Genomic DNA, 23,039 nt, shown 5'->3' on the forward strand with positions numbered 1-23,039 from the left:
TTCCACCTATCCCGGTCATTCCGCATTTATGAGTTTACGGCCTAGTCTAGTGCATGTCGCCCAAAGTGCGCAGCGGTTTTGGGACAACGACATGTATACAACCTGGACCGGTTGCCTACCCTCGCCCGACAAACGGCATCTTCGTCGCCATCACGGTCATGAACAGCACGTTGGCGTCGAGCGGCAGGCTGGCCATATGGAGGACGGCATCGGCGACGCGCTCGACATCCATCACCGCTTCGGCGGCAATGGTGCCGTTGGCTTGCGGCACGCCGACCGTCATCGCCTGCGCCATGTCGGTCAGCGCGTTGCCGATGTCGATCTGGCCGCAAGCAATGTCGAAGGGCCTGCCGTCCAGCGCCAGCGTCCTGGTCAGCCCGGTGATGGCGTGCTTGGTCGCCGTATAGGGCACCGAGCCCGGCCGTGGCGCATAGGCCGATACCGAGCCGTTGTTGATGATGCGGCCGCCCATCGGCTGCTGCCTGCGCATGGCGCCGAACGCGGCGCGAGCACACAGGAACGAGCCGGTGAGATTGACCCCGACGATGTCGTTCCACACGTCGACCGGGATGTCGTCGATCAATGTCGATTTGTAGCTCGTGCCGGCATTGTTGAAGAGCAGGTCGACGCGCCCGAAAGCCGCAGCCACCGTCTCGAACAGATCGTCGACCTGATCGGCCTTGCTGATGTCGCAGGCGAAGGCCAATGCCTTGGCCTGCGTCGGCCCGGCCGCGGCGATCGCATCCTCCAGCACCGGCTTGCGGCGACCGCAGAAGACCGTAGTCCAGCCGGCCTTGAGCAGCGCCGTGGCGACGCTTTTGCCGATGCCCGTGCCGGCGCCGGTGACGATGGCGGTTTTATAGTCGGTCATGGCTGTACTCCCTGAAAGGGATGAGGCATCGCAAATGACGGGAACCATGGCAAGCCGGCCCAAAGCCTGTGCTCACAAAAAGGGCGGCCGTTGGCGACCGCCCCTGATCCGAACCGGGCATGGGAGGAGGAAAACCGATCCGACTGACTGAAATCATGCGCTCACCGGATTAACGAGAAGCTAACGCCAACGGCGCCGAGCTCCGAGGCTTCCTCTTCGAGCTACCAGCGCGAGCCTGCGACCGGCTTGGCCGTGCTGCCCGCTGCCGGCACCTTCGCCGCCGTCACCGTCGCCTCGACATGGTCGACCAGCGCATCCGGCAGGCCGAGACGGCCGGCAAGCAGGTCGAGATAGCCGCGTTCGGCCCGCGTGTCCGGATCGATGGCAAGACGCGAGGCGGTGTAGAGTTCCAGCTTTTGCGCATCGGTCTTGGCCCCGGCGATCAGCACATCCAGATCGAGCGGCGCCTCCAGTTCCGACATCAGGAATTTCTCCGCTTCGGCGCCGACGCCGGCGAGGCTGAGCTTGCCGGCGATCTTCTGCCGCTCTTCGTCATCGACGTGACCGTCGGCCTTCGCCGCCGAGATCATCGCCCTGACCAGCGTCAGCGTGAATTCGTCTTCGCCCTGCGGCGCTTGCGACGGATGGAAGGCGGTATCGGCCGGCGGCGGCAGCAATTCCGGTTCGCCTGCAGCTTGCGTCTCGGCCGGCGCGTTGCCGTTCTTGTAGTTCTGGTAGGCCTTGTAGGCGAGGCCGCCGATCGCAGCCAACCCACCAAGCTTCACCGCCGCACCGGTGACCTGGCGGCCTGGGCCGGTTCCGAGCAGCACCGCGGCCAGCGCGCCGGCGGCAAGCGGATTGTCCTTGGCCATCTGCACCGCCTGCCCCGCCTTGTCGCGGACAGTCGATCCGGTGCCGGGAACTTGCGAGCCGAGCAGATCGTCGAGGAGCTTCTTGGGATCGAACATCAATGCCTCCAGAATTGGCCCGGCCGAAGGTGCGCGGGCAGGTTTGCACGTCGAAGACCTAGGTCCCGCAGTTTGACATTACAATGACGCGGCGCGTCCTTTTGCCCGCTGCCACGCATGACCTCGCACCGACATCTGCTTGGATTTCACGCGGAAATTACAGTGCTGCAGCCTCCTTCCGCGTCAAAAAACGCGCGACGCTGTGGACATCGGACGTGTCGAAACCAGCTTCGACTTCGGTAATGTCGCGGCATGTCGCTTGAGAGGAGCCTGGCATGACCGATGAGACAGACCGCCAGCCGGCACGCGACCCCCAGGAACTGGAGCGCCTGTTGATTTCACGGCAATGGGTCGGAGACATTGACGGCATGGCCGCGCTTTTCGAGCAGCATGCCGTCATCGACAGCGGTGGCGGACAGCTGACGTTCGGCCGCGAAGCCATCCGGGGGCTGTTCGCGGAGATCACCGCAACCGGCCGAAAATTTCAGTCCGGAGATCAGCGCCCGGCTGTCGTCAATGGCGACCTGGCGCTGACCTCGACCCGGCTTCCTGACGGCACCATCACCACCGAGGTCGCGCGCCGGCAGAACGACGGGACATGGCTGTGGGTCATCGATCGTTTCTCTGTTGCTTAACGTAAAGTTGCTTAACGTGAAGCTAACTTCCGATGTGACGATCGCCGCGCGCTTGCGCCAGTTCGACCTGGCGCTGGCGCTCGGAGTAGCGGGCGCGATCTTCGTCCGAGCGGGCATCGAAGCAATGCGGGCATGAAACGCCGGTGGCATATTCCGGCGACAGCCGGTCTTCTGCAGCCAGCGGATGCCGGCAGGCGCGGCAGAGTTCGGCCTCGCCTTCGACCAGCCCGTGCGATACCGAAACGCGCTCGTCGAAGACGAAGCATTCGCCTTGCCAGAGGCTCTGTTCGGCGGGCACATCCTCGAGATATTTCAGAATGCCGCCTTTGAGGTGGAACACAACCTCCAAACCGAGCGACTTCACATAGGCCGTCGCCTTCTCGCAGCGTATGCCGCCGGTGCAGAACATGGCGACCTTGCGCCCGTCGAGCTCGCGCCGATGCTGCTCGACCCAGGCCGGGAATTCGCGGAAGCTGTTGGTGGCGGGATCGACAGCGCCCTTGAAGGTGCCGAGCGACACCTCGTAGGCATTGCGCGTGTCGATGACGATGGTGCCCGTATCCGAGATCAGTGCATTCCAGTCGGCCGGCGCGACATAGGTGCCTGCACCTGCCGCCGGATCGATATTCTCCACGCCCATGGTGACGATCTCGCGCTTCAACCGCACCTTCATGCGGTGGAACGGCATCGTTGCGGCGCTGCTGTATTTGATCTCGAGGCCGGCGAGACCGTCGATGGATTCGAGATGATCGATGAGCGCCGCGATTGCCGTTTCACTGCCGGCGACCGTGGCGTTGATGCCCTCACGCGCCAACAGCAGCGTGCCTTTGATGCCGCGTGCGTAGCAGAAGGCGGCGAGCGGCGCGCGCAGCGCCTCGAAGGTGTCGAGCCGGGCGAAGCGGTAAAGCGCGGCAACGCGGAAGGCTTGGCTGGGAAGTGTCATCACCAAGCCACTAGACGCTCACGACAGCCGGATCAAGGCAGAGCCGGGAGCGGTCTGATCGCGGAAGGTTTCGAACACCACGCGTGACATCGCGACACGCCGCGTTTCGTGGACAGAAAAACCTCCTTCTGCTAACCGGTCGACTTGATCAACAGAGGAGAGACGACGAATGCCCAGCACGACCGAAAAGCTCCTGTCGCTCCTCAACGGCCAGCCGGTCATACCGGTGCTGAAGATCGCCAATCCCGCCGACGCGGTGCCGCTGGCCCGGGCGCTGGCCCGCGGCGGCCTGCCGGCGATCGAGATCACGCTGCGCACCGCCGACGCGCTGGAGGCGATCCGCCGGGTGGTGGGCGAGGTTGAAGACGCCGTCGTCGGCGCCGGCACCATCCTGGACGCCCGCCAGTTCGGCGAGGCGGCGGCCGCCGGTTCGAAGTTCATCGTCAGCCCCGGCATCACCCGCGAGCTTCTCGCGGCAGCCAAGGACAGCGACGTGCCGTTGCTGCCCGGCGCCATCACGCCGGGAGAGGTCATGGCCGCCCGCGAAGCCGGCCTGCGCTTTCTGAAATTCTTCCCGGCCGAACAGTCGGGCGGCATCGCTTCACTCAAGGCTTTCGCCTCGCCGCTTGCCGACGTGAAATTCTGCCCGACCGGCGGTATCACCGGCAAGAATGCCGCCGACTACCTCAGCCTGCCCAACGTCATCTGCGTCGGCGGTTCCTGGGTGGCGCCGGACGATCTGGTCAAGGCCGGCAAATGGGACGAGATCGAAGCCTTGGCGCGCGCGGCAAGCAAGCTCGGGCGCTAGCATCTTCTGCATCAAAAGCCGCCGCCGATCTGGTTCGCCGGGCTGGTTCCCGCTCATGGGCTCGAACCACGATTCACGCCTTCAAAGGGCGCTGTCCTACCATTAGACGAAGCGGGAGAATGCCGACCGCTGGTTAGCATCCCTGGATGAAGGAAGCCAGTGCCGGCGGTGGAGGCCGCGCGGGGGTGCCAGCGCAGCCTTTACGATATTTGCCCAGCGCGGCCTACTCGGTCTTGAAGCGGGCCACCGACATGAACTTGACGGCTTTGCCGGTGAACCGGTTTGCGTCGGCCATCTCGTTGCCCGGCTGGAAGCCTATCGTATAGACCTCTCTCGGTGCCGTACGGACGAAGTCGTAGGCGTAGCGCGGCGCCGTTGTCGCATCTGAAACGGTTGCGACATACTCACCGCTGTGCAGCGCCCACCGGGCGGCCTGCGGCGCGGCGGCGACCACCACCGGCTTGGGGCTGGGCTTCAGGTCGCGAGCGGTGGCCCTGGGTTCCTTGCGTGTGGTCTTCACGCCTGCACCGATGACGGCGGCCGGATCGGAGCCGGCCGGGCGGGCAACGATGGCCTCGCGCGGCGATGCCCCGTCGCTCGATGCCCCGTCGTCGCTCGCCGGTTCCTCGAACACCGATGCTTGCTCGGAAAGCGACGCGACCTTGTATTCGTCGGTCGCGCTGACCCTTTCCAGAACGGCCTTGACCTCGTCGGGCTGGGAACTGTCGGGCCGCGCCGACGGCAACACCGAGAATGCGTCGGTGGCGGTGTTGCTCCGCTCGGCCGCACTCGCCAGCGCCAGCAACACTTGCTTGTCCTGCGGCGCAAGACTAGCAGGCGAAAGATCGGCCGGCAGCGAATGATCGGGCCGCCAGCTCGGCACGGGAACGTTGTTTGCCGCGACCTGCACCGGGCCGGCCGCAGCAGACGGGTCTGCTATGCCGAACGGAACATTTGCCGGCGCCACGCTTGCCGGCGCTTGCGCGGTCGCCACCGCCTGTTCAGTCGATCCAGCCGCATCCGCCACGCCGAACGGAACGTTCTCAGGCGGCTGGGCGCCGACGTCCGTCTTCGGGCGCGGAGCAAAATCCGGCAGCGGAATGCTGCGCGCCGGCAATGCCGCGATGATCGTCTCCGGCGTGTCATCCTCCGGTTCAGGCGCAGGCGCCGGAGCATCGGCGACTTCCGGAATCTCGGCGCGCTTGGCATCCTGAGGCGCGACGATGGCAATGCCAGGCAGGTTGCTGCTCTTGGCGGACGGCGCCGGCTTCACGTTACGGGGCTTTGGCGCCGGCTCGGCCATCGCCACGTCGGCGCTGTCGTCCGCCTCGTCGTCGCCACCGCCGAACAAGGCTGCCAGGAACCCGCGGGATTTTTTGCCGCCGCCGCTTGCGCTGGCGAGCTCGATGGCCGGTGCGCCGGCGCCCTTGCGGGCCTTGTAGGAGGCGAGCGCCTGTTGATAACCAGGCAGCGGCTTGCCGTCGCTCGGCACATGCAGCGTCTTGCCGTTGGGGAACACGCGCGCCAGTTCCTGGCGGCTGATGCCGGGCCAGTGGCGCACATTGCCGACATCCATATGCACGAAGGGCGAGCCGGAGCTGGGGTAGTAGCCGACGCCGCCGCCCTGCATCCTGAGGCCGACGTCGCGCAGCTTCTTCAGCGGCACGCCGGGAATATAGAAATCCATCGCCCTGCCGAGCATGTGCTGGCTTTTTTCGGCGACGCCCCTGCTGCGGCTGCGCAGCATCGAATTCGTGGCCGGCGAACGATAGCCGCAGACGACCTGTATGTAGTCGGTGGCGCCGCTCTCCCGATAGGCCTCCCAGACCAGGTCCAGCAGGCGCGGATCCATCTTGGTCGGCTCGTTGCGACGCCAGTCGCGCAGGATGATGTTGATCTTTCGCAAGCCCGCCTGGTCGTAGCGGCCGTTGCGCTTGTAGACGATCTCCGCCTTTTCATGCGTGTGGAGATGATAGAGCTTCAGCGAACGTGTCTCGGCGCTGGCGCCGGTTGCCGCCGCTGCAAGGAACCCGACGGCAACAATCACCGCTGCCAGCCATCTCGGCCAGACGCTCATGTGATAATGCCGCCCGTTTTCGTGTCGTTCGATTCTGTTCAAATCAAAAGGCCTTGCAGGCTGCCGTTTTGTCCCCGGATTTGACCAAACGGATGCGTGGTGTGTGCATCCGAATATCGATCCTAATGGTTAATCATCGCTTATTGAAGCCGAAATGCGGTAACACGGTGGCGATATCCCGCCAAAAATATTGCGCAGGATATCTTGGTAAACCGCTGGTTTAGATCATGTTTTGGCGCCAGCTCGAAACACGATCTGTTACCGTCCGCCTTAATACGTGAACACTGTGGCGAACACATCATTTCGAGGCGCAGTTGCGTGGAATGATGTCCGGATGAGAACCGGCTTGGCCCTGTGACTCAGGAAGCGAGCCGTTCGACGCGGCCGGTTTCCGGGTCGATGCCGTATTCCTTGAGCTTGCGGTAGAGCGTCGACCGGCCGATGCCGAGGCGGCGGGCGACTTCGCTCATCTGGCCGTTATAGTGATCGATGGCGAGCTTGATCATTTCGAGTTCGACGTCGGCCAGCGCACGCACATTGCCGCGCTCGTCGAGCGCCCGCAGCGTGCCGAAACGAGGCCTGGCCGGTGCATCGGGCTCGGCCGCGGCGACGCCGACGGCGGCCGGGACGTTATCACGCGGCTGGCTGCCCGAACCCACTCCGGAAGCTGGCCACCCTGGAGTTGGCCCCCCTGAAGCTGGCCACCCTGGAGCTGGCAAGGCGATACCCGAATCGAGATTGACCGTGCCCTCGACTTGCGCCCGGATCTGCGGGAATTCTTCTTCGGTCAGCATGTCGCCGTCGGCGAGCACCGAGGCCCGGAAGACGGCGTTTTCGAGCTGCCTTATGTTGCCCGGCCAGTCATAGGCCTGCAGCATGGCAAGCGCCGCAGCCGAGATGCCCCGCAGGCGGTGGCGCGGATCGGCGGGCGCCACCTTCTCCATGAAGTGCTCGACCAGATAGGGGATGTCGCCGCGACGGTCGCGTAATGGCGGCACGAAGATCGGATAGACGTTCAGCCGGTAGAACAGGTCCTCGCGGAACTTGCCGTCCTTGACCTGCTGCAGCAGGTTGCGATGGGTTGCCGAGATCAGCCTGATGTCGACCCTGACGGTCAAGCGGCCGCCAACCGGATCGACCTCGCCGTCCTGTACGGCGCGCAACAGCTTGACCTGCACGTCGAGCGGCAGGTCGCCGATCTCGTCAAGGAACAGCGTGCCGGTGTGCGCTTCGACGAACTTGCCGGTATGTTTTTCGGTGGCGCCGGTGAACGAGCCCTTCTCGTGCCCGAACAGGATCGATTCGACCAGATTGTCGGGGATGGCGCCGCAATTGACGGTGACGAAGGGTTTCGAGCGGCGGTCGCCGCTGCCCTGGATGGCGCGCGCCACCAGTTCCTTGCCGACGCCGGATTCACCTTCGATCAGGATCGGAATGTTGGACGCCGCCGCCTTGCTGCCGAGCCGGATCACCCGATCCATCGCCGGACTGTGGGTGATCATGTCCTTGAACGTCAGATGGCCGCCGCGCTGCCGTGACGAGCGCTTCACTTCGCCTTCGAGCGCTTCGACCTTGAGGGCGTTGCCGATCGACGCCTGCAGCCTGTCGGGAGAGGCCGGCTTGACGACGAAGTCGAAGGCGCCGTGACGCATTGCCGAAACGACGGTTTCGATGCCGCCCTGCGCGGTCTGCACGATGACGGGAATATGGATGCCACGCTCGCGCATCGCCTTCAGCACGCCGATGCCATCGAGGCCCGGCATCATCAGGTCGAGGATGATCACCGACACGTCGCGCGCATTGGGTCCGTCGACGAGATCGAGACCGGCCTCGCCGCCATCGGCGACGATCGCGGTGTGGCCGAATTTCGTCACCGCCGCCTCGAGCAGCCTGCGCTGCACGGGATCGTCATCGACTATGAGTATGGAAGCTGCCATGACTGATCCGACCGTGCCCGCCCGAGAATGCGCCCTATGGATCATCTTGGCACAGGGTTCTAAATAAGCTTTCAAAAAACCCGGTGAATGAATTCCTTAGGATTTGACCGGCTTCTCGTTTCCTCGAATTTTTGTGTCTGGAAGGATCGGCAATGCGCATGGTTTTTGCTCGAAAGCTGGCGGCGGCGCCCGGTCAGGGCGTGGCGGAGCTTGGCGACCTGCCGGAATGGAATCTAGCCGATCTCTATTCGGGCATGCAGGCGCCCGAGTTGAAGCGCGACATCGCCAAGGCCGCCGCCGATGCCATCGCCTTCGAGAGCCGTTGGAAAGGCACGCTCGCCGCCGAGGCCGGGCGTGGCGGCGCCGGCAGGCTTGGCGAGGCGCTTCAGGCCTATGAAGCGCTGGAGGAGCTGATCGGCCGCATCGTCTCCTATGCCGGGCTTGTCTATGCCGGCAACACGTCGGATCCGCAGCGCGCCAAGCTCTATGGCGACATCCAGGAAAAGATGACCGATGCCAGCGCGCACCTGCTGTTTTTCGCGCTCGAGCTGAATCTCATCGACGATGGTGCGATCGAAACCGCACTCGCCGCCGATCCGGCCTTCGCCCATTACCGGCCCTGGGTGCTCGATCTGCGCAAGGATAAGCCCTATCAGCTCGAAGACCGCATAGAGCAGCTCTTCCATGAAAAATCGATCACCGGGCGCGGGGCCTGGAACCGCCTGTTCGACGAGACGATGACCGATTTGCGCTTCGACGTCGACGGCGAGGAGCTGACGCTGGAGCCGGCGCTCAATCGCCTCCAGGACGCAGACAGCGAGGTGCGCCGCCGGGCGTCCGAGGCGCTGGCCACGACCTTCCGCAAGAATTTGCGCGTCTTTACGCTGGTCACCAACACGCTGGCCAAGGACAAGGAGATCTCCGACCGCTGGCGCGGCTTCGAGGACATTGCCGATTCCCGCCATCTCGCCAATCGCGTCGAACGCAGCGTGGTGGATGCGCTCGCCGCCGCGGTTCGCGACGCCTATCCACGCCTGTCGCATCGCTATTACGCGATGAAGGCGCGCTGGCTCGGCATGGAGGTGATGAACCACTGGGACCGCAATGCGCCATTGCCCGAGACCCCACAGGCGGTCATCGGCTGGGACGAGGCCAAGAACACCGTGCTTTCCGCCTACCAGCGCTTTTCGCCCGACATGGCGGAGATCGCCAGAACTTTCTTCGACCGCAACTGGATCGATGCACCGGTGAGACCCGGCAAGTCGCCTGGCGCCTTCGCCCATCCGACCGTGCCTTCGGCGCATCCCTATGTGCTGCTCAACTACATGGGCAAGCCGCGCGACGTGATGACGCTGGCGCACGAGCTCGGCCACGGCGTGCACCAGGTGCTGGCCGGCGGCCAGGGCGCCCTGATGGCATCGACGCCGCTGACGCTGGCCGAAACCGCATCGGTGTTTGGCGAAATGCTGACCTTCCGCTCGCTGCTCGAGCAGACCACCGACAAGCGCGAACGCAAGGCCATGCTCGCCCAGAAGGTCGAGGACATGATCAACACGGTCGTGCGCCAGATCGCCTTCTACGAGTTCGAGCGCAAGGTGCATGCCGAGCGCAGGAGCGGCGAACTGACCTCCGACAAGCTCGGCCAGTTCTGGTTGGAAGTGCAGGCGGAAAGCCTCGGGCCGGCGATCAAGCTGCGCGAAGGGTACGAGGTTTTCTGGACCTATATCCCGCACTTCATCCACTCGCCTTTCTACGTCTATGCCTACGCATTCGGCGATTGCCTGGTGAACTCGCTCTACGCGGTCTACCAGAACGCCGAGCGCGGCTTTCAGGAGAAATATTTTGCCATGCTGCGCGCCGGCGGCACCAAGCATCATTCCGAGCTTCTAGCGCCGTTCGGCCTCGACGCGGCCGACCCTGCCTTCTGGCAGATCGGGCTTGGCGTGATCAGCGGACTGATCGACGAGCTGGAAACACTGGACAAGTGATGCGCAACACTGGACGATGCGCAACACCGGATGACCGGGTTTTCCAGAACAGTTTAGCAGCAACGCATATTGGCGATGGTCTATTCTTGTCTTGGTTATTTGTTCTTAAATAACTTTCCATGGAAGTTTTCCGTTAGATTCCCGTAAGCTGTATGATAGCGTCCGCCCTCAAGCTCAGCCGGGCACGAATGGATCCGGTCGGAAAATCCCGACCGGCCATGGCGTGTCGGCGGATGCGACAACGGTTGTTGGCCAGGGGCAAACCGGTCGCCGACAGCTCGATCGAAGCCGGCTGTTCTGCAAATTGCGGAACCACCATCGAATGGTCCTTCGCCGAGGTCATGGCTCTACAGGCCAGGGCGGACGGATCGGACTGGAGAGAGAAAGACAATGGGCACTTTTTTCTACATGCTCCTGGCGTTCCTGGTAGGTGTGTTGGTTGGCTGGTTCATTTGGGGACGCCTGCGTGGCGAACTCGACAGTTTGCGCGGCGATCTAGACCGCAGGCGCAGCGAACGCGACAGATTGCGGGCCGATAGCGACCGTCTGACCGGTGAGTTGGATGCATGCGGCCGCGCCCGCGCCGATCTCGAACGCCGGCTGGGCGAGGCGAAAACCACCCAGGCGCCAACCGCGAAGGCGGCAACAGCCAAGGCGCCAGCCGCCAATGCCGGTGCGACCAAGGCGGCGATGCAGGCGCCGTCAACCCTGATTTCGACATCCGCACCAGCCAAACCGGCGCCGAAGAAATCTGCAACGGCGAAGGCCGCGACCGCGCCACGCGCAAGTGCCGCGAAAACGGCAACGCCGAAACCGCCTGCATCGAAAGCGAGCGCCGCGCCGACGGCAAGCAAGGCTGCGCCGGCGGCAAGCAAGGCCGCGCCGGCGGCAAAGAAAGCCGCGACCGGCAAGGCAACAGCTATTGCCCCAGGCAAAGCCAACGACCTGCGTCGCCTGATCGGCATCGGCCCCACCAACGAGCGGCTGCTCAAAGGGCTTGGGGTCACGACCTATGCCCAGATCGCCGCCTGGACACCCGACGATGTCAAGCGGATCGAGGCGACGTTGAATTTCGACGGCCGCATCGAACGTGAACGCTGGATCGAGCAGGCGAAACTGCTTGCCGCCGGCGACGAAAAGGAATTTGCGCGCCGCTTCCCGACCGCGGGAGAAGCCAGCAACACCTGATCCATCGCAAGGCGGCATCGGGAACAGGCGGCGCTCTCGGGCGCCGCTTTTGTTTTTGCCCGCCGCGCCTTTGCGTCTTTGGACGCCGTTCCCTCGATTGCGCACGGTCGAGCCCCCATATAGATCGATCGCTGGTGACCGCAGCATCCGAGCCTTATGTCCCTGCCCCTGCCCTTTGCAATTTTCAGGAACGACGAGACCGCGCGGCAGCTCGTTTTCGACCGGCCGGCCGAGATAATCGCAGCGCATGGCGAGGCGGATTTTTTACCGGCGCTGGAAGCCGCGCAGGCTGCACATGACGGCGGCAAATGGCTGGCCGGTTATTTCTCCTACGAGGCCGGTTACCTGCTCGAACCCAAGCTCGTTCCGCTGCTGCCGGCCGGCCGCCGCGCCCCGCTTTTTTGCCTCGGCGTGTTCGATGCGCCGGTCGAGCAGACGGTCGCGCCAGGCGATCCGCCGGCCAGCAACGGCCCAATCTTCGACGCCAAGGCAGCCTGGTCTTCGGACGACTACGCCAAACGCTTTGCCAGGCTGCATGACCACATCCGCAAGGGCGACTGCTACCAGGGCAATCTGACCTTTCCGGTCCATGCGCAGTGGTCGGGCGACCCGCTGGTCGCCTTCAACGCGCTGACCGAACGCCAGCCGGTGAAGTATGGGGCGCTGGTCGCGCTCGGCGATCCGATCGTCTTGTCGCGTTCGCCCGAACTGTTCTTCGAGGTGGACGCGGAAGGCATGATCGAGACGCATCCGATGAAGGGCACCGCGCCGCGCGGCGCAACAAAAGCCGAGGACGATCGCCTGAAAGCGTTCTTGCGCAACGACGAGAAGAACCAGGCCGAGAACCGGATGATCGTCGATCTCCTGCGCAATGACATTTCACTGATCAGCGAGGTTGGCACGCTCGATGTGCCGGAGCTTTTCCGCATCGAGAGCTACCCGACCGTCCACCAGATGGTGAGCCGCGTGCGGGCGAAACTCTTGCCCGGCCTCGCCATCCATCAGATTTTCGCCGCGCTGTTCCCCTGCGGCTCGATTACCGGCGCACCGAAGATCCGCGCCATGGAGATCCTGCGCGAGCTGGAAAGTGGCCCGCGCGATGTCTATTGCGGCGCCATAGGCTGGATCGCGCCCGGGGGCCGGATGCGCTTTTCGGTGGCGATCCGCACCATCTCGCTCTTTGCCAATGGCGAGGCGGTCTACAATGTCGGCGGTGGCGTCGTCTTCGATTCGACAGCCGAAGAGGAGTACCAGGAGTGTCTGCTGAAAGCCCGTTTCGCGACAGGAACACTGCCGATTTCGAACTGATCGAAACAATGCGCTGGGAACCCGGCTCGGGTTTCCTCCGTTTCGACCGCCATCTCGCGCGGCTTTACGGCTCGGCAAGCGAACTCGGTTTCGCCTGCGATCCGACAAGGGTCGGCGAAGCGCTGATGAATGCGGTCGGCCACCAACAGATCGCGTTGCGCACCCGCCTCGTCCTGTCGCGCAAGGGCGAAATGGCGGTGTCGGTGCAGCCCTACGAGCCGCTCGCCGCAGACAAGGTCTGGACCCTGCAGCTGGCGCGCGTGCGGCTTGATTCGAGCGATATGCTGCTGCGCCACAAGACCAGCCGCCGACAAACCTATACGCGCGCGCGCGCCGAATATCTCGCCGGGCGCGCCGACGAGGTGCTGCTCGCCAATGAGCGCGGCGAAATCTGCGAGGGCACGATCACCAATGTCTTTGCCGATTTCGGCGACGGCGTGCTGGCCACGCCGCGGCTCGATTGCGGCCTGCTGCCTGGCGTCCTGCGCGGCGAACTGCTGGATCAAGGCCGCGCCGGTGAAGCGGTCTACACGTGGAACGAACTGAAATCGGCCAAGGCGCTGTTCGTCGGCAACTCGCTGCGCGGATTGATCCCGGCGCGGCTGGGCTGAAGCATCTGGAGACAACAATGTTCGTGGTTTCGCTGAACTACAAGGTGCCGCTGACCGAGATCGACCGCCTGCAGCAAGCGCATGTCGAGTGGCTGAAGGCCTGCTATGCGCAAGGTATCTTTGTCGCCTCCGGGCCAAAGCGGCCAAGGACCGGCGGCATCATCATCGCGCGTGGTCCACGCGAAGTGCTCGAAGCCAGACTGGCGGACGATCCCTTCGCCAAGGCAGGTGCCGCCGATTACGAAATCACCGAATTCACGGCGAGAATGGCCGCCGCCGCACTGGAAGCCTACAAAGAGGCATGAGCTTCCGCCCGCCGACCCACACACCCTATGACGGCTCGTCGAAACTGTTCACCATCGGGCTGAAGCCGCTCAATCTCGATAGCTGGATCGAGGTCGACGAATATCTGCTGCCCTATCTTGCCGAGAAACGCCGGCTTTATGCGGAAATTCCCGGCAAGGTTTTTGTCGAGGAGCAAACAACGCGCGACGCTCAGCGCGAAGTGCTCGATCTGCTCGGTGCGCATCTGGCGGCGAACTTTCCTGAGACCCACAGGCGTACCGACAATGCGATCGAGGTGATCGGCGGCATCGACAATCTCGAGGGCTCAGGCACCTCAGCTTCTTTCAGCGATGCGCCGCTTGTCGCGGCCTCGTTGCTCGTCCAGGAGGATTTGATCCTGATGCGTCGCGACGAGAGCGGCTGGCGTCTGGCGGCCGGCTCGCTCTGCTTCCCGTCGTCATGGTCGCTGATCGAAAAATTCGGCAAGCCGCTGCAGCAGATCCACGCGCCGGTACCGGGTTTCGGCCCGGGCACACGCCCGGCCGATCTCATCAACCGCATGTTCGACGGCCTCCAGGGCCAAGCCGTCGAGCGCTACAACTGGTCGATCCAGGCGGGCGACGCACTCTACCACCCGCTCTCCAACCTCGAACGCGTCGACCGCGCCAGCAATCGCCCGTCGAGATTCCCGGATGGCGACATCGACGCCCATGCCTTTATCCGCGTCGAGCGGCAGACGCTGAGAAAGCTCCCCGTTTCGGGCGACGTACTCTTCACCATCCGCATCCATCTCGACCCGCTCGCCGTGCTGGAACGCCACCCCGACCGCGCGGCGCTCGCGGCGTCCTTGGCCGAACAACTTCTGGCGCTGGACGAGGCACAACTCGACTACAAGGGGATGACCGCCGACCGTGACCGGCTGGTGGAAACACTGAAAATGATCGCTGGGGGGAACAATGATCCAGCATCTTAGCAGGCCGGTCACGTTCATGGCCGCGATCCTGGTGCTGTCGACAGCAGCCGAGGCGGAGCCGGTGACTTATGCCGGCAAGCTTGGAAAGGCCGATATCGTCGTCGAATTCACCGGCGACCCCGCGGCGCCCGGCGGCCCGCTGGCCGGCCGCTATTTCTACCGCTCGAAGGGCGTTGACATCCCGCTGCAGGCCCGGTCTCAAAGGGGCAGCAAGTTCGAACTGGCCGAGGAGGAGGCATGCGGCGCCGACAATTGCGATGACGGAAAGGCCGCGCCGATTGCCGCTGTGTGGCGCCTGGCCTCATCCAGTAACGGCAAGACCCTTGAAGGCAGCTGGAACGGAAAGAAGGCGCTGCCGCTCAGATTGGAACGGGTCGCAAGTCGGCAAGTGACCGGGAACGAGCCCGGCACCCCGCTCGATCTCTACGATTTCAGCTTCATGAAGTTCTTCGCCAATGACACGCCGCTCACTATGGAAACGTCCCCTTATGACTATCTGCGGATGGACACTCAGCTCGATAACGGCAAGACGACTGGTTGGCCGGACGCAACCTACCGCTATGTCGTCGACCCCCGCACCAGGTTTGCCACGCCGCGCATTGTCGAACTGTCCGGCGACGTTCCGATCGAGGCCGCGAATGCTCTGCTGCAAGAGAGGCACTGGCGCGCAAACATCGGCGCACTGGGCTGCGTGGCGGCGCAATATGCCGGTTTCAACGACGGCGGGCCAATTGACGGTATGAACGGCGGCACGCTCGGCGGCTATGAGGACAGCACATTCGAAGTGACGTCGCTGACTCCGCGGCTGATGAGCTGGCGGGAGTCCGGCAGCATCTTCTGCGGCGGAGCGCATCCGACCAACTATTCGGACGCCTACATCATGGATGTGCGGCGCGGCGTCCTGCTTGGCCTTCAGGACATTTTCTCGGATACGGTGGATGGCAAGCCCGGTCCTTCCCTGGCCTCCTTCGTCAAGCAGCGGCGCAAGAAACCGATCGATCAGACCGATATCGATCACGAAGCCGAATGCGGCATGGACGATCTCATCGGCGAATATCTAGCGGTCAGCCTCTGGCGTGAGGGCGACAAGCAGGTTCTGGTTTTCGGGCTCCAGACCCTGCCGCATGCCATCCAGGCCTGCGCCGACGATCTGCTGGAACTGCCGGTCTCCGAGGCACGTGACCTCTTCAAGCCTGCATTCGCGAGACTAGTCGAGCCGTAGCCGGGATGGCGCGGCGTGAGGCCGGCCGTCCGCTTTTCGCTTTATTGTGACAATGATCTATGGTTTGTCGCGCCGCGGCCAAGCCGCTGTTCCGAAGCGTTTTTTGAGGGAGTAATCGATAAATGGCGAATGAAAACTGGCCCGTTTACGGTGAGATCACCGGCCCTGTAGTGATGATCGGCTTCGGCTCGATCGGACGGGGAACGCTGCCGCTGATCGAGCGCCATTTCAAATTCGACAAGTCGCGCATGACGGTCATCGACCCGCGCGACACCGACCGCAAATTGCTCGACGAGCGCGGCATCACTTTCATGCAGGATGCGGTGACCAAAAAGAACTACAAGAAGCTGCTGACACCACTTTTGACCAATGGCGGCGGCCAGGGCTTTTGCGTCAACCTGTCGGTCGACACTTCCTCGCTTGAGCTGATGAAGCTCTGCCGCAAGCTTGGCGTCCTCTATATCGACACGGTGGTCGAACCCTGGCTCGGCTTTTATTTCGACGAGAAGGCCGACAACGCCTCACGCACCAACTATGCGCTGCGCGAGACCGTACGTACTGAAATCGCGAAGAACCCGGGCGGCACCACGGCGATCTCGTGCTGCGGCGCCAATCCGGGCATGGTCTCGTGGTTCGTCAAGCAGGCACTGGTCAATCTCGCCACAGATCTTGGCCTCGACTTCTCGGAACCCGCGCAGCACGATCGCGAAGGCTGGGCCAGGCTGATGAAGAAGGCCGGCGTCAAGGGCATCCATATCGCCGAGCGCGACACCCAGCGCACCAAGAAGCCCAAGCCGATGAACGTGTTCTGGAACACCTGGTCGGTCGAAGGCTTCATTTCGGAAGGGCTGCAGCCGGCCGAGCTCGGCTGGGGCACGCATGAGGCGTGGATGCCGAAGAACGCCAAAAGCCACAAGAACGGTTCGAAGGCCGCGATCTATCTGGAGCAGCCCGGCGCCAATACACGCGTGCGCACGTGGTGTCCGACGCCCGGCCCGCAATACGGTTTCCTGGTGACACACAACGAAGCGATCTCGATTGCCGATTTTTTCACGCTGCGCGGCAAGAAGGGCAAGGTGCAATACCGGCCGACCTGCCATTACGCCTATCATCCCTGCAACGACGCAGTGCTGTCGCTGCACGAGATGTTCGGTGTCGCCGGCAAGGCTCAGCCCGTGCATCACGTGCTCGACGAAAATGAACTGGTCGATGGCGTCGACGAACTCGGCGTGCTGCTCTACGGCCACGCCAAGAACGCCTACTGGTACGGCTCGCAGCTGTCGCTGGCCGAGGCGCGCAAGCTGGCGCCCTATCAGAACGCCACCGGCATGCAGGTCACGTCGGCGGTGCTGGCCGGCATGGTCTGGGCGCTGGAAAATCCCGAGGCCGGCATCGTCGAGGCCGACGAGATGGATTACAAGCGCTGCCTCGACGTGCAGGGCCCCTATCTCGGGCCGGTCAGGAGCTATTATACCGACTGGACACCGCTCGACAATCGGCCTGGTCTGTTTCCCGAGGATCTCGATACCAAAGACCCGTGGCAATTCCGCAACATCCTCGTTCGATAGCAGCGTTGCCTCGACACTCGGCCAGCTTGCAATCGCCCGGAAATCGGGCGATTGAAGAGGGGCGGCCTAGAGCCACGTGCGTCCATTTGGACGCACAAAGTACGCTCTAGCACTTTGAATGTGCGCATCGTGCTTTCCGAAAATCGGATCGATTTTCGGGCCGATGCGAGAGGAGAGGATCTTGAAGATGACGATTGCGCAAAGACTGCTTTCGGCTGGCATTGCCGCGGCCGCTACGGTCGCGTTGGCGGCCTGCACGACAACCGGCCCAGGCGAGCCGCCGGTGATCACGGCCAAGGGGGTTGAAGGCTCCTGGATCGACGCGCAGGGCACGGGCTTGTCCACCTTCAAGGGCGGCAGCTTCGCGACCGTCGCAACCGACACCGGCCAGAAGCTTGCCGATGGCAGCTACACCATGACCGGCGGCACCTCAGTCGAGATTCATGGCACTTCGCTGATCCGCCAGACGCCAATCAGCTTCAACTGCCTGATGGTCTCCACCAGCCAGCTCAATTGCACCAGCGCGAGCGGGCAGAATTTTGTGCTGACCAGGCGCACCTGAAATCCGATTCCGAATTGACTTTGCAAAAGACGGCGGCTTCAAGCCGCCGTCTTCTTTTTACGCCGGCAAAGCTGATGCCGATTTCCGCTTGCATCGACTGAAACGCGATGTGAACATAGCCCAAGAGGGCTGTTACATCCCAGTCAAACAAGAGCGTTAAACGCCTCTGCGCATGACCCCGAAAATCGGAGTCGATTTTCGGAAAGGATCATGCGCAAAATAAAAATTGGTACAGCGTCCTTTGCGCGTCCCAAATGACGCGCGGCGCTGTACTCAAGTTATCCGGGAGACGAGAATGAAGAAGATTGCTGCCATCGCCGCGCTGTCGGCATCGGCGCTTGGCCTGTCGGCAGGGGTATCCTTTGCCGACTACACGCTCAACATCCTGCACATCAACGACTGGCACAGCCGCATCGAGAGCAACAACAAGTACGAATCGACCTGCTCGGCCGAGGAGGAGACCAAGGGCGAATGCGTCGGCGGCGCCGCCCGCCTGGTCACCGCGATCGCGCAGGAGCGCAAGAAGCTGGAAGGCCAGAACGTGCTGCTGCTCAGCGCCGGCGACAATTTCCAGGGCTCGCTCTTCTACACGACCTACAAAGGCAAGACCGAAGGCGAATTCCTCAACCAGATGAAATTCGATGCCGAGGCTCTCGGCAACCATGAGTTCGACGATGGCGAGTCGGCGCTGGCGCCGTTTCTCGACATGATCCAGTTTCCGGTGCTCGGCGCCAATGTGAAGGCCAATGCGCAATCCAAGCTCGGCGACCGCGTCAAGCCGTCGATCGTGGTCGAGGTCGGCGGCCAGAAGATCGGGATCGTCGGCGCGGTCACCAACGACACGCCGGAGCTTGCCACCCCTGGCCCGAATATTGCCATCGAAGACGACGTCAAGTCGATCACCGCTGAGGTCGAGAAACTGAAGCGAGAGGGCGTCAACAAGATCATCGCGGTGACCCATATCGGCTACAAGCGCGAGCGCGACGTGATCGCCAAGATCCCGGGCGTCGACGTGGTGGTCGGCGGCCACAGCCATTCGCTGCTGTCCAACACCGACCCCAAGGCGGAAGGCCCTTATCCGACGATGGTCGACAATCCGGACGGCTACAAAGTGCCGGTCGTCCAGGCGGCGTCCTATTCGAAATATCTCGGCGAGTTCAAGGTCGTGTTCGACGACAACGGCGTCGTCAAGGAGGCCAGCGGCGATCCCATCCATCTCGACAAATCGATCACGCCCGACCCCGCCGTGCTTGCCCGCATCAAGGAACTCGGCGCGCCGATCGAGGCCTTGAAGAACAAGGAAGTCGCCGAGACCACCAAGGCGATCGACGGCAGTCGCGAAAACTGCCGCGCCCGCGAATGCGAGATGGGCAATCTGGTCTCCGACGCCGTCCTCGACCGGGTCAAGGGCCAAGGTGTCGAGATCGTCATCTCGAATGGCGGCGGCTTGCGCGCCTCCATCGACCAGGGCACCGTCACCATGGGCGAGGTTCTCACCGTCCTGCCGTTTCAGAACACGCTGGCGACCTTCCAGATCTCCGGCAAGGATTTGCTTGCCGGCCTCGAAAGCGGCCTCAGCCAGGTCGAGGACGGCGCCGGGCGCTTCCCGCAGGTTGCCGGCCTGAAATATGCGTTCGACAAATCGGCGCCGCCTAACGGACGCGTCAAATCGGTCGAGGTCATGGAAGGCGGCGCCTGGACGCCAATTAAGCCGGACAAGGATTACCTGGTCGCCACCAACAACTATGTCCGCCAGGGCGGCGACGGCTACAAGGTGTTCGCCGAGAAGGCCAAGAACGCCTATGATTACGGCCCGGGGCTGGAACAGGTCGTCGCCGACTACCTAGGCGCGCACCGGCCCTATACGCCGAAGCTCGACGGCCGCATCACCGAGATCGCCGCGACCGTGGCCCCGGCCGCAGAACCTGCCAACCCTGCCGAACCGCCAAAACCTGCTGAGGCTGCGCCGGCAAAGCCCGTTGAGCCGGCAATGCCCGAAATGCCGGCCGGCTCCGGCGACATTTCCAAGACGCCGCCGGCCGTCCCGGCTGAAACAGCGCCGGCACCCGCACCCGCCGAGCCGGCCCAGCCGGCGGCACCTGCGGCTCCGGCCACACCGGCTCCGGCGACCCCTGCTCCGGCCGAGCCGGCACCGGCCGAAAGCAGCCATGTAATCGTCGCCGGCGATACCTATTGGGATCTCGCGGTGAAGGCTTATGGCGACGGCACCAAATGGAAAATAATCTCCGATGCCAACAAAGCCTACGAGCCACGCCGCCTTCCGGTCGGCGCAACCTTGACGATCCCGGCGGCCTCGAAGTAATCCGGCCGCAGGAACGCAATGCACCCGCCCGGCAGACCGGGCGGGTGTTGCATTTCTGGGATAAGGTGCGGCCAGACGCAGCATTTGAAAACCGGCGCGGCATCGCTACTTTCGCCGCGGCACCGTTGGTTCGCGGTGTTGGAGAACCTCATGACGCTTGCCAACCCTGCTGAAATCAAAGCCGAGAAGACTGCCGCCTCGCCGTCGGCAGGGCGCCCTCTGGTCAGGACCGGCAAGGTCGGTGTCATGCTGATCAATCTCGGCACCCCGGACGGCACCGGCTTCAAGCCGATGTGGCGCTACCTCCGGGAGTTCCTGTCCGATCCGCGCGTCATCGAGCTCAACAAGGCGATCTGGTATCCGATCCTCTACGGCGTGGTCCTCACCACCCGGCCGAAGAAATCAGGGGCCAACTATGCCAGGATATGGAACTGGGAGCGCAACGAGTCGCCGCTGCGAACCTACACCCGCGCCCAGGCCGAGAAGCTCGGGCTCGCGCTCGGCGAGCTACCCAATGTCGTCGTCGACTGGGCGATGCGCTACGGCAACCCTTCGACCGAGAGCGTGGCCGAGAGACTGGTCGAGCAAGGCTGCGACCGCATCCTGTCTTTCCCGCTCTATCCGCAATATTCGGCGACGACGACTGCGACTGCCAACGACCAGCTGTTTCGCGCGCTGATGAAGATGCGCCGCGCTCCGGCCATTCGCAGCGTGCCACCCTATTACAACGAGCCGGCCTATATCGAGGCGCTCGCCCGTTCGATCGAAAAGCATCTGGCGAGCCTCGGATTCGAACCGGAAATTGTCATTGCTTCCTATCACGGCATTCCGAAACCCTATTCCGACAAGGGCGACCCCTACCAGGCCCATTGCCTCGAGACGACCCGACTGCTGCGCGAAAAGCTCGGCTGGGATGAAAACAAGCTGATTACCACCTTCCAGTCGCGCTTCGGCGCGCAGGAGTGGCTGCAACCCTACACCGACAAGACGGTCGAAAGACTAGGGCGCGAAGGCGTGAAATCGGTCGCCGTCGTCAATCCAGGATTTTCCGTCGACTGCATCGAGACGCTGGACGAGATCGGCAGGGAAGCGTCCGAGACCTTCTATCATGCCGGCGGCGAAAAGTTCGCACATATCCCTTGCCTCAACGACAGTGCCGAGGGCATGGCGGTGATCGAGGCGATGGTGCGGCGCGAGCTGTCCGGCTGGGCCTGAACAGATCACCCGTCTATGCACCCGCAATCCGTGATCACCTGATTGTAACATTGCTGAAACACACTTAAGTGTTTGGTGGAATCGGTCGCGTGGAATATCCAACATAGCCGGCCTTTGAGGGGAGAGCCAAATGGGTTTCAGTGGTTTTGATATCGCGCTTCTAGTTCTTGTCGCCCTTGTCGTGCTGGTGCTTATCAAGGGCATCCGAACAATTCCGCAAGGCTATAATTATACCGTCGAACGTTTTGGCCGTTACACCAAGACATTGAACCCAGGCCTCAACCTGATCGTGCCTTTCGTCGACCGTGTCGGCGCCAAGATGAACATGATGGAGCAGGTGCTCGACGTACCGACGCAGGAGATCATCACCCGCGACAATGCCACCGTTGCCGTCGATGGCATCGCCTTCTATCAGGTGCTTAACGCGGCGCAGGCCGCCTACCAGGTCTCCGGCCTGCAGAATGCGATTCTCAATCTCACGATGACCAACATCCGCACCGTGATGGGCTCGATGGACCTCGACGAACTTTTGTCGAACCGCGACGCCATCAACGAGCGCCTGCTGCGCGTCGTTGACGAGGCGGCGCATCCCTGGGGCATCAAGATCACTCGTGTCGAGATCAAGGACATCAACCCGCCGGCCAATCTCGTCGAATCGATGGGCCGACAGATGATGGCCGAGCGCAATAAGCGCGCGCAGATCCTCGCCGCCGAAGGCCTCAAGCAATCGCAGATCCTGGAGGCCGAAGGCCGCAAGGAAGCCGCCTTCCGCGATGCCGAGGCGCGCGAGCGCTCGGCCGAGGCTGAAGCACGCGCCACGCAGGTGGTGTCGGAGGCGATTTCCAAAGGCGACGTGCAGGCGCTCAACTACTTCGTCGCGCTGAAATACACCGAAGCGCTGACCAGGATCGGCTCGGCGACAAACAGCAAGCTCGTGCTGATGCCGATGGAGGCCTCATCGCTGATCGGCACGCTCGGCGGTATTGGCGAAATCGCCAAGGAAGTTTTCCGAAGCGAAGGCACCGCCGGTGCCGCACGACAGGCCGCCCGCCCGCCGGTCGTTCGTCCGAGCGAAACCTGAGGCCACAGCCATGCTCGGCCGCATTGTTTCCGAACTCGGCCCGTGGAGCTGGATGGTCCTCGGCTTCGTCCTGCTGGTAATGGAGGTCATCGCGCCGGGCATTTTCATGCTGTGGATCGGCATTGCCGCGCTGTTGATCGGCGTCGTCTCACTGCTCGTCTGGGATGCCGGTTTCTGGACCTGGCAGATCCAGGTCCTCGCCTTCCTCGCGCTGTCGCTGGTCTCGGCCTATGTCGGAAAGCGGCTGGTGGGCGGGCGCCATGATGAAACCGACCAGCCCCTGCTCAACCGTCGCGGCGCACAGATGGTCGGCCGGACGGCGACCCTTGCCGAGCCGATCAAGGACGGGCGCGGCCGCATAAAGCTGGGCGACACGTTGTGGCGCGTCTCCGGCCCTGACCTGCCGGCCGGCACGCAAGTGCGCGTGACGGGCGCCGCTGATACCGACCTGGAACTGACGGTCGAGGCGGTCTAGG

The 23,039-nt window shown here is 63.2% G+C and carries 20 protein-coding genes and 1 tRNA gene; 15 read left to right on the plus strand and 6 right to left on the minus strand.

The window, feature by feature from the left end; genetic code table 11:
- Positions 1–115 precede the first annotated feature (115 nt).
- Together NKJ81_RS00990 and NKJ81_RS00995 are read right to left on the minus strand one after the other, a co-directional pair.
- Complete coding sequence (locus tag NKJ81_RS00990) at positions 116–871, minus strand: SDR family oxidoreductase (protein WP_352539343.1); 756 nt, start codon at positions 869–871, stop codon at positions 116–118.
- 221 nt (positions 872–1,092) lie between these two features.
- Positions 1,093–1,839 (minus strand): tellurite resistance TerB family protein, encoded by a 747-nt coding sequence (locus tag NKJ81_RS00995; protein ID WP_352488764.1) that lies wholly within the window; start codon positions 1,837–1,839, stop codon positions 1,093–1,095.
- 275 nt (positions 1,840–2,114) lie between these two features.
- On the opposite strand from NKJ81_RS00995, the gene NKJ81_RS01000 reads away from it, so the two are divergent.
- Complete coding sequence (locus NKJ81_RS01000) at positions 2,115–2,474, plus strand: YybH family protein (RefSeq protein WP_352539344.1); 360 nt, start codon at positions 2,115–2,117, stop codon at positions 2,472–2,474.
- 22 nt (positions 2,475–2,496) lie between these two features.
- On the opposite strand, the gene trhO is transcribed toward NKJ81_RS01000, so the two are convergent.
- Complete coding sequence (gene trhO, locus NKJ81_RS01005; protein WP_502904264.1) at positions 2,497–3,417, minus strand: oxygen-dependent tRNA uridine(34) hydroxylase TrhO; 921 nt, start codon at positions 3,415–3,417, stop codon at positions 2,497–2,499.
- Positions 3,418–3,586: 169 nt separating this feature from the next.
- On the opposite strand from trhO, the gene NKJ81_RS01010 reads away from it, so the two are divergent.
- The gene (locus NKJ81_RS01010) at positions 3,587–4,225 is read left to right on the plus strand and encodes a 2-dehydro-3-deoxy-phosphogluconate aldolase (protein WP_352539346.1); all 639 of its coding nucleotides are present in this window, start codon (positions 3,587–3,589) and stop codon (positions 4,223–4,225) included.
- Positions 4,226–4,268: 43 nt separating this feature from the next.
- Here NKJ81_RS01010 and NKJ81_RS01015 read toward each other — a convergent pair.
- The 3 genes from NKJ81_RS01015 to NKJ81_RS01025 form a co-directional block, all read right to left on the minus strand.
- Positions 4,269–4,342: transfer RNA gene (locus tag NKJ81_RS01015), tRNA-Gln, on the minus strand.
- A 106-nt stretch (positions 4,343–4,448) separates the two neighbouring features.
- Complete coding sequence (mepK, locus tag NKJ81_RS01020; RefSeq protein WP_352539347.1) at positions 4,449–6,302, minus strand: peptidoglycan L,D-endopeptidase MepK; 1,854 nt, start codon at positions 6,300–6,302, stop codon at positions 4,449–4,451.
- 359 nt (positions 6,303–6,661) lie between these two features.
- On the minus strand, positions 6,662–8,239 hold the full coding sequence (locus NKJ81_RS01025) for a sigma-54-dependent transcriptional regulator (RefSeq protein ID WP_352539348.1): 1,578 nt from the start codon (positions 8,237–8,239) through the stop codon (positions 6,662–6,664).
- Between the two features lie 152 nt (positions 8,240–8,391).
- Between NKJ81_RS01025 and NKJ81_RS01030 the strand changes: the two genes are divergently transcribed.
- From NKJ81_RS01030 to NKJ81_RS01090, 13 genes are all read left to right on the plus strand, one after another.
- Entirely contained in the window at positions 8,392–10,227 is a 1,836-nt protein-coding gene (locus NKJ81_RS01030) for a M3 family oligoendopeptidase (RefSeq protein WP_352539349.1), read from the plus strand.
- A 390-nt stretch (positions 10,228–10,617) separates the two neighbouring features.
- On the plus strand, positions 10,618–11,415 hold the full coding sequence (locus NKJ81_RS01035; protein ID WP_352539350.1) for a helix-hairpin-helix domain-containing protein: 798 nt from the start codon (positions 10,618–10,620) through the stop codon (positions 11,413–11,415).
- Between the two features lie 156 nt (positions 11,416–11,571).
- Positions 11,572–12,723: an aminodeoxychorismate synthase component I gene (locus NKJ81_RS01040; RefSeq protein ID WP_352539351.1), complete on the plus strand. Its 1,152-nt coding sequence runs from the start codon at positions 11,572–11,574 to the stop codon at positions 12,721–12,723.
- Positions 12,672–13,334, plus strand: a complete 663-nt coding sequence (locus NKJ81_RS01045) for an aminotransferase class IV family protein (protein ID WP_352539352.1) — start codon at positions 12,672–12,674, stop codon at positions 13,332–13,334. The genes NKJ81_RS01040 and NKJ81_RS01045 overlap by 52 nt, the downstream gene beginning before the upstream one ends.
- 17 nt (positions 13,335–13,351) lie before the next feature.
- A complete protein-coding gene (locus NKJ81_RS01050; RefSeq protein ID WP_352469536.1) occupies positions 13,352–13,639 on the plus strand; it encodes a YciI family protein in 288 nt (95 codons plus the stop codon).
- Entirely contained in the window at positions 13,636–14,592 is a 957-nt protein-coding gene (locus tag NKJ81_RS01055) for a heme-dependent oxidative N-demethylase family protein (protein WP_352539353.1), read from the plus strand. Before NKJ81_RS01050 ends, NKJ81_RS01055 begins: the two co-directional genes overlap by 4 nt.
- The gene (locus NKJ81_RS01060) at positions 14,576–15,814 is read left to right on the plus strand and encodes a hypothetical protein (RefSeq protein WP_352539354.1); all 1,239 of its coding nucleotides are present in this window, start codon (positions 14,576–14,578) and stop codon (positions 15,812–15,814) included. The genes NKJ81_RS01055 and NKJ81_RS01060 overlap by 17 nt, the downstream gene beginning before the upstream one ends.
- Positions 15,815–15,936: 122 nt before the next feature.
- Positions 15,937–17,382, plus strand: coding sequence for a homospermidine synthase (locus NKJ81_RS01065; protein ID WP_352448220.1), 1,446 nt, complete (start codon positions 15,937–15,939; stop codon positions 17,380–17,382).
- A gap of 187 nt (positions 17,383–17,569) precedes the next feature.
- Positions 17,570–17,944, plus strand: coding sequence for an outer membrane lipoprotein Omp10 (gene omp10, locus NKJ81_RS01070; protein ID WP_023720183.1), 375 nt, complete (start codon positions 17,570–17,572; stop codon positions 17,942–17,944).
- A 295-nt stretch (positions 17,945–18,239) separates the two neighbouring features.
- The gene (locus tag NKJ81_RS01075; protein WP_352539355.1) at positions 18,240–20,267 is read left to right on the plus strand and encodes a 5'-nucleotidase C-terminal domain-containing protein; all 2,028 of its coding nucleotides are present in this window, start codon (positions 18,240–18,242) and stop codon (positions 20,265–20,267) included.
- A gap of 150 nt (positions 20,268–20,417) precedes the next feature.
- Complete coding sequence (gene hemH, locus NKJ81_RS01080) at positions 20,418–21,482, plus strand: ferrochelatase (RefSeq protein ID WP_352539356.1); 1,065 nt, start codon at positions 20,418–20,420, stop codon at positions 21,480–21,482.
- A 130-nt stretch (positions 21,483–21,612) separates the two neighbouring features.
- Positions 21,613–22,563, plus strand: coding sequence for an SPFH domain-containing protein (locus NKJ81_RS01085; protein ID WP_352539357.1), 951 nt, complete (start codon positions 21,613–21,615; stop codon positions 22,561–22,563).
- Positions 22,564–22,573: 10 nt separating this feature from the next.
- Positions 22,574–23,038 (plus strand): NfeD family protein, encoded by a 465-nt coding sequence (locus tag NKJ81_RS01090; protein WP_352539358.1) that lies wholly within the window; start codon positions 22,574–22,576, stop codon positions 23,036–23,038.
- Position 23,039: the final 1 nt, after the last annotated feature.

This window comes from Mesorhizobium sp. M0018 (genome assembly GCF_040323955.1).
Taxonomy (GTDB): Bacteria; Pseudomonadota; Alphaproteobacteria; order Rhizobiales; family Rhizobiaceae; genus Mesorhizobium.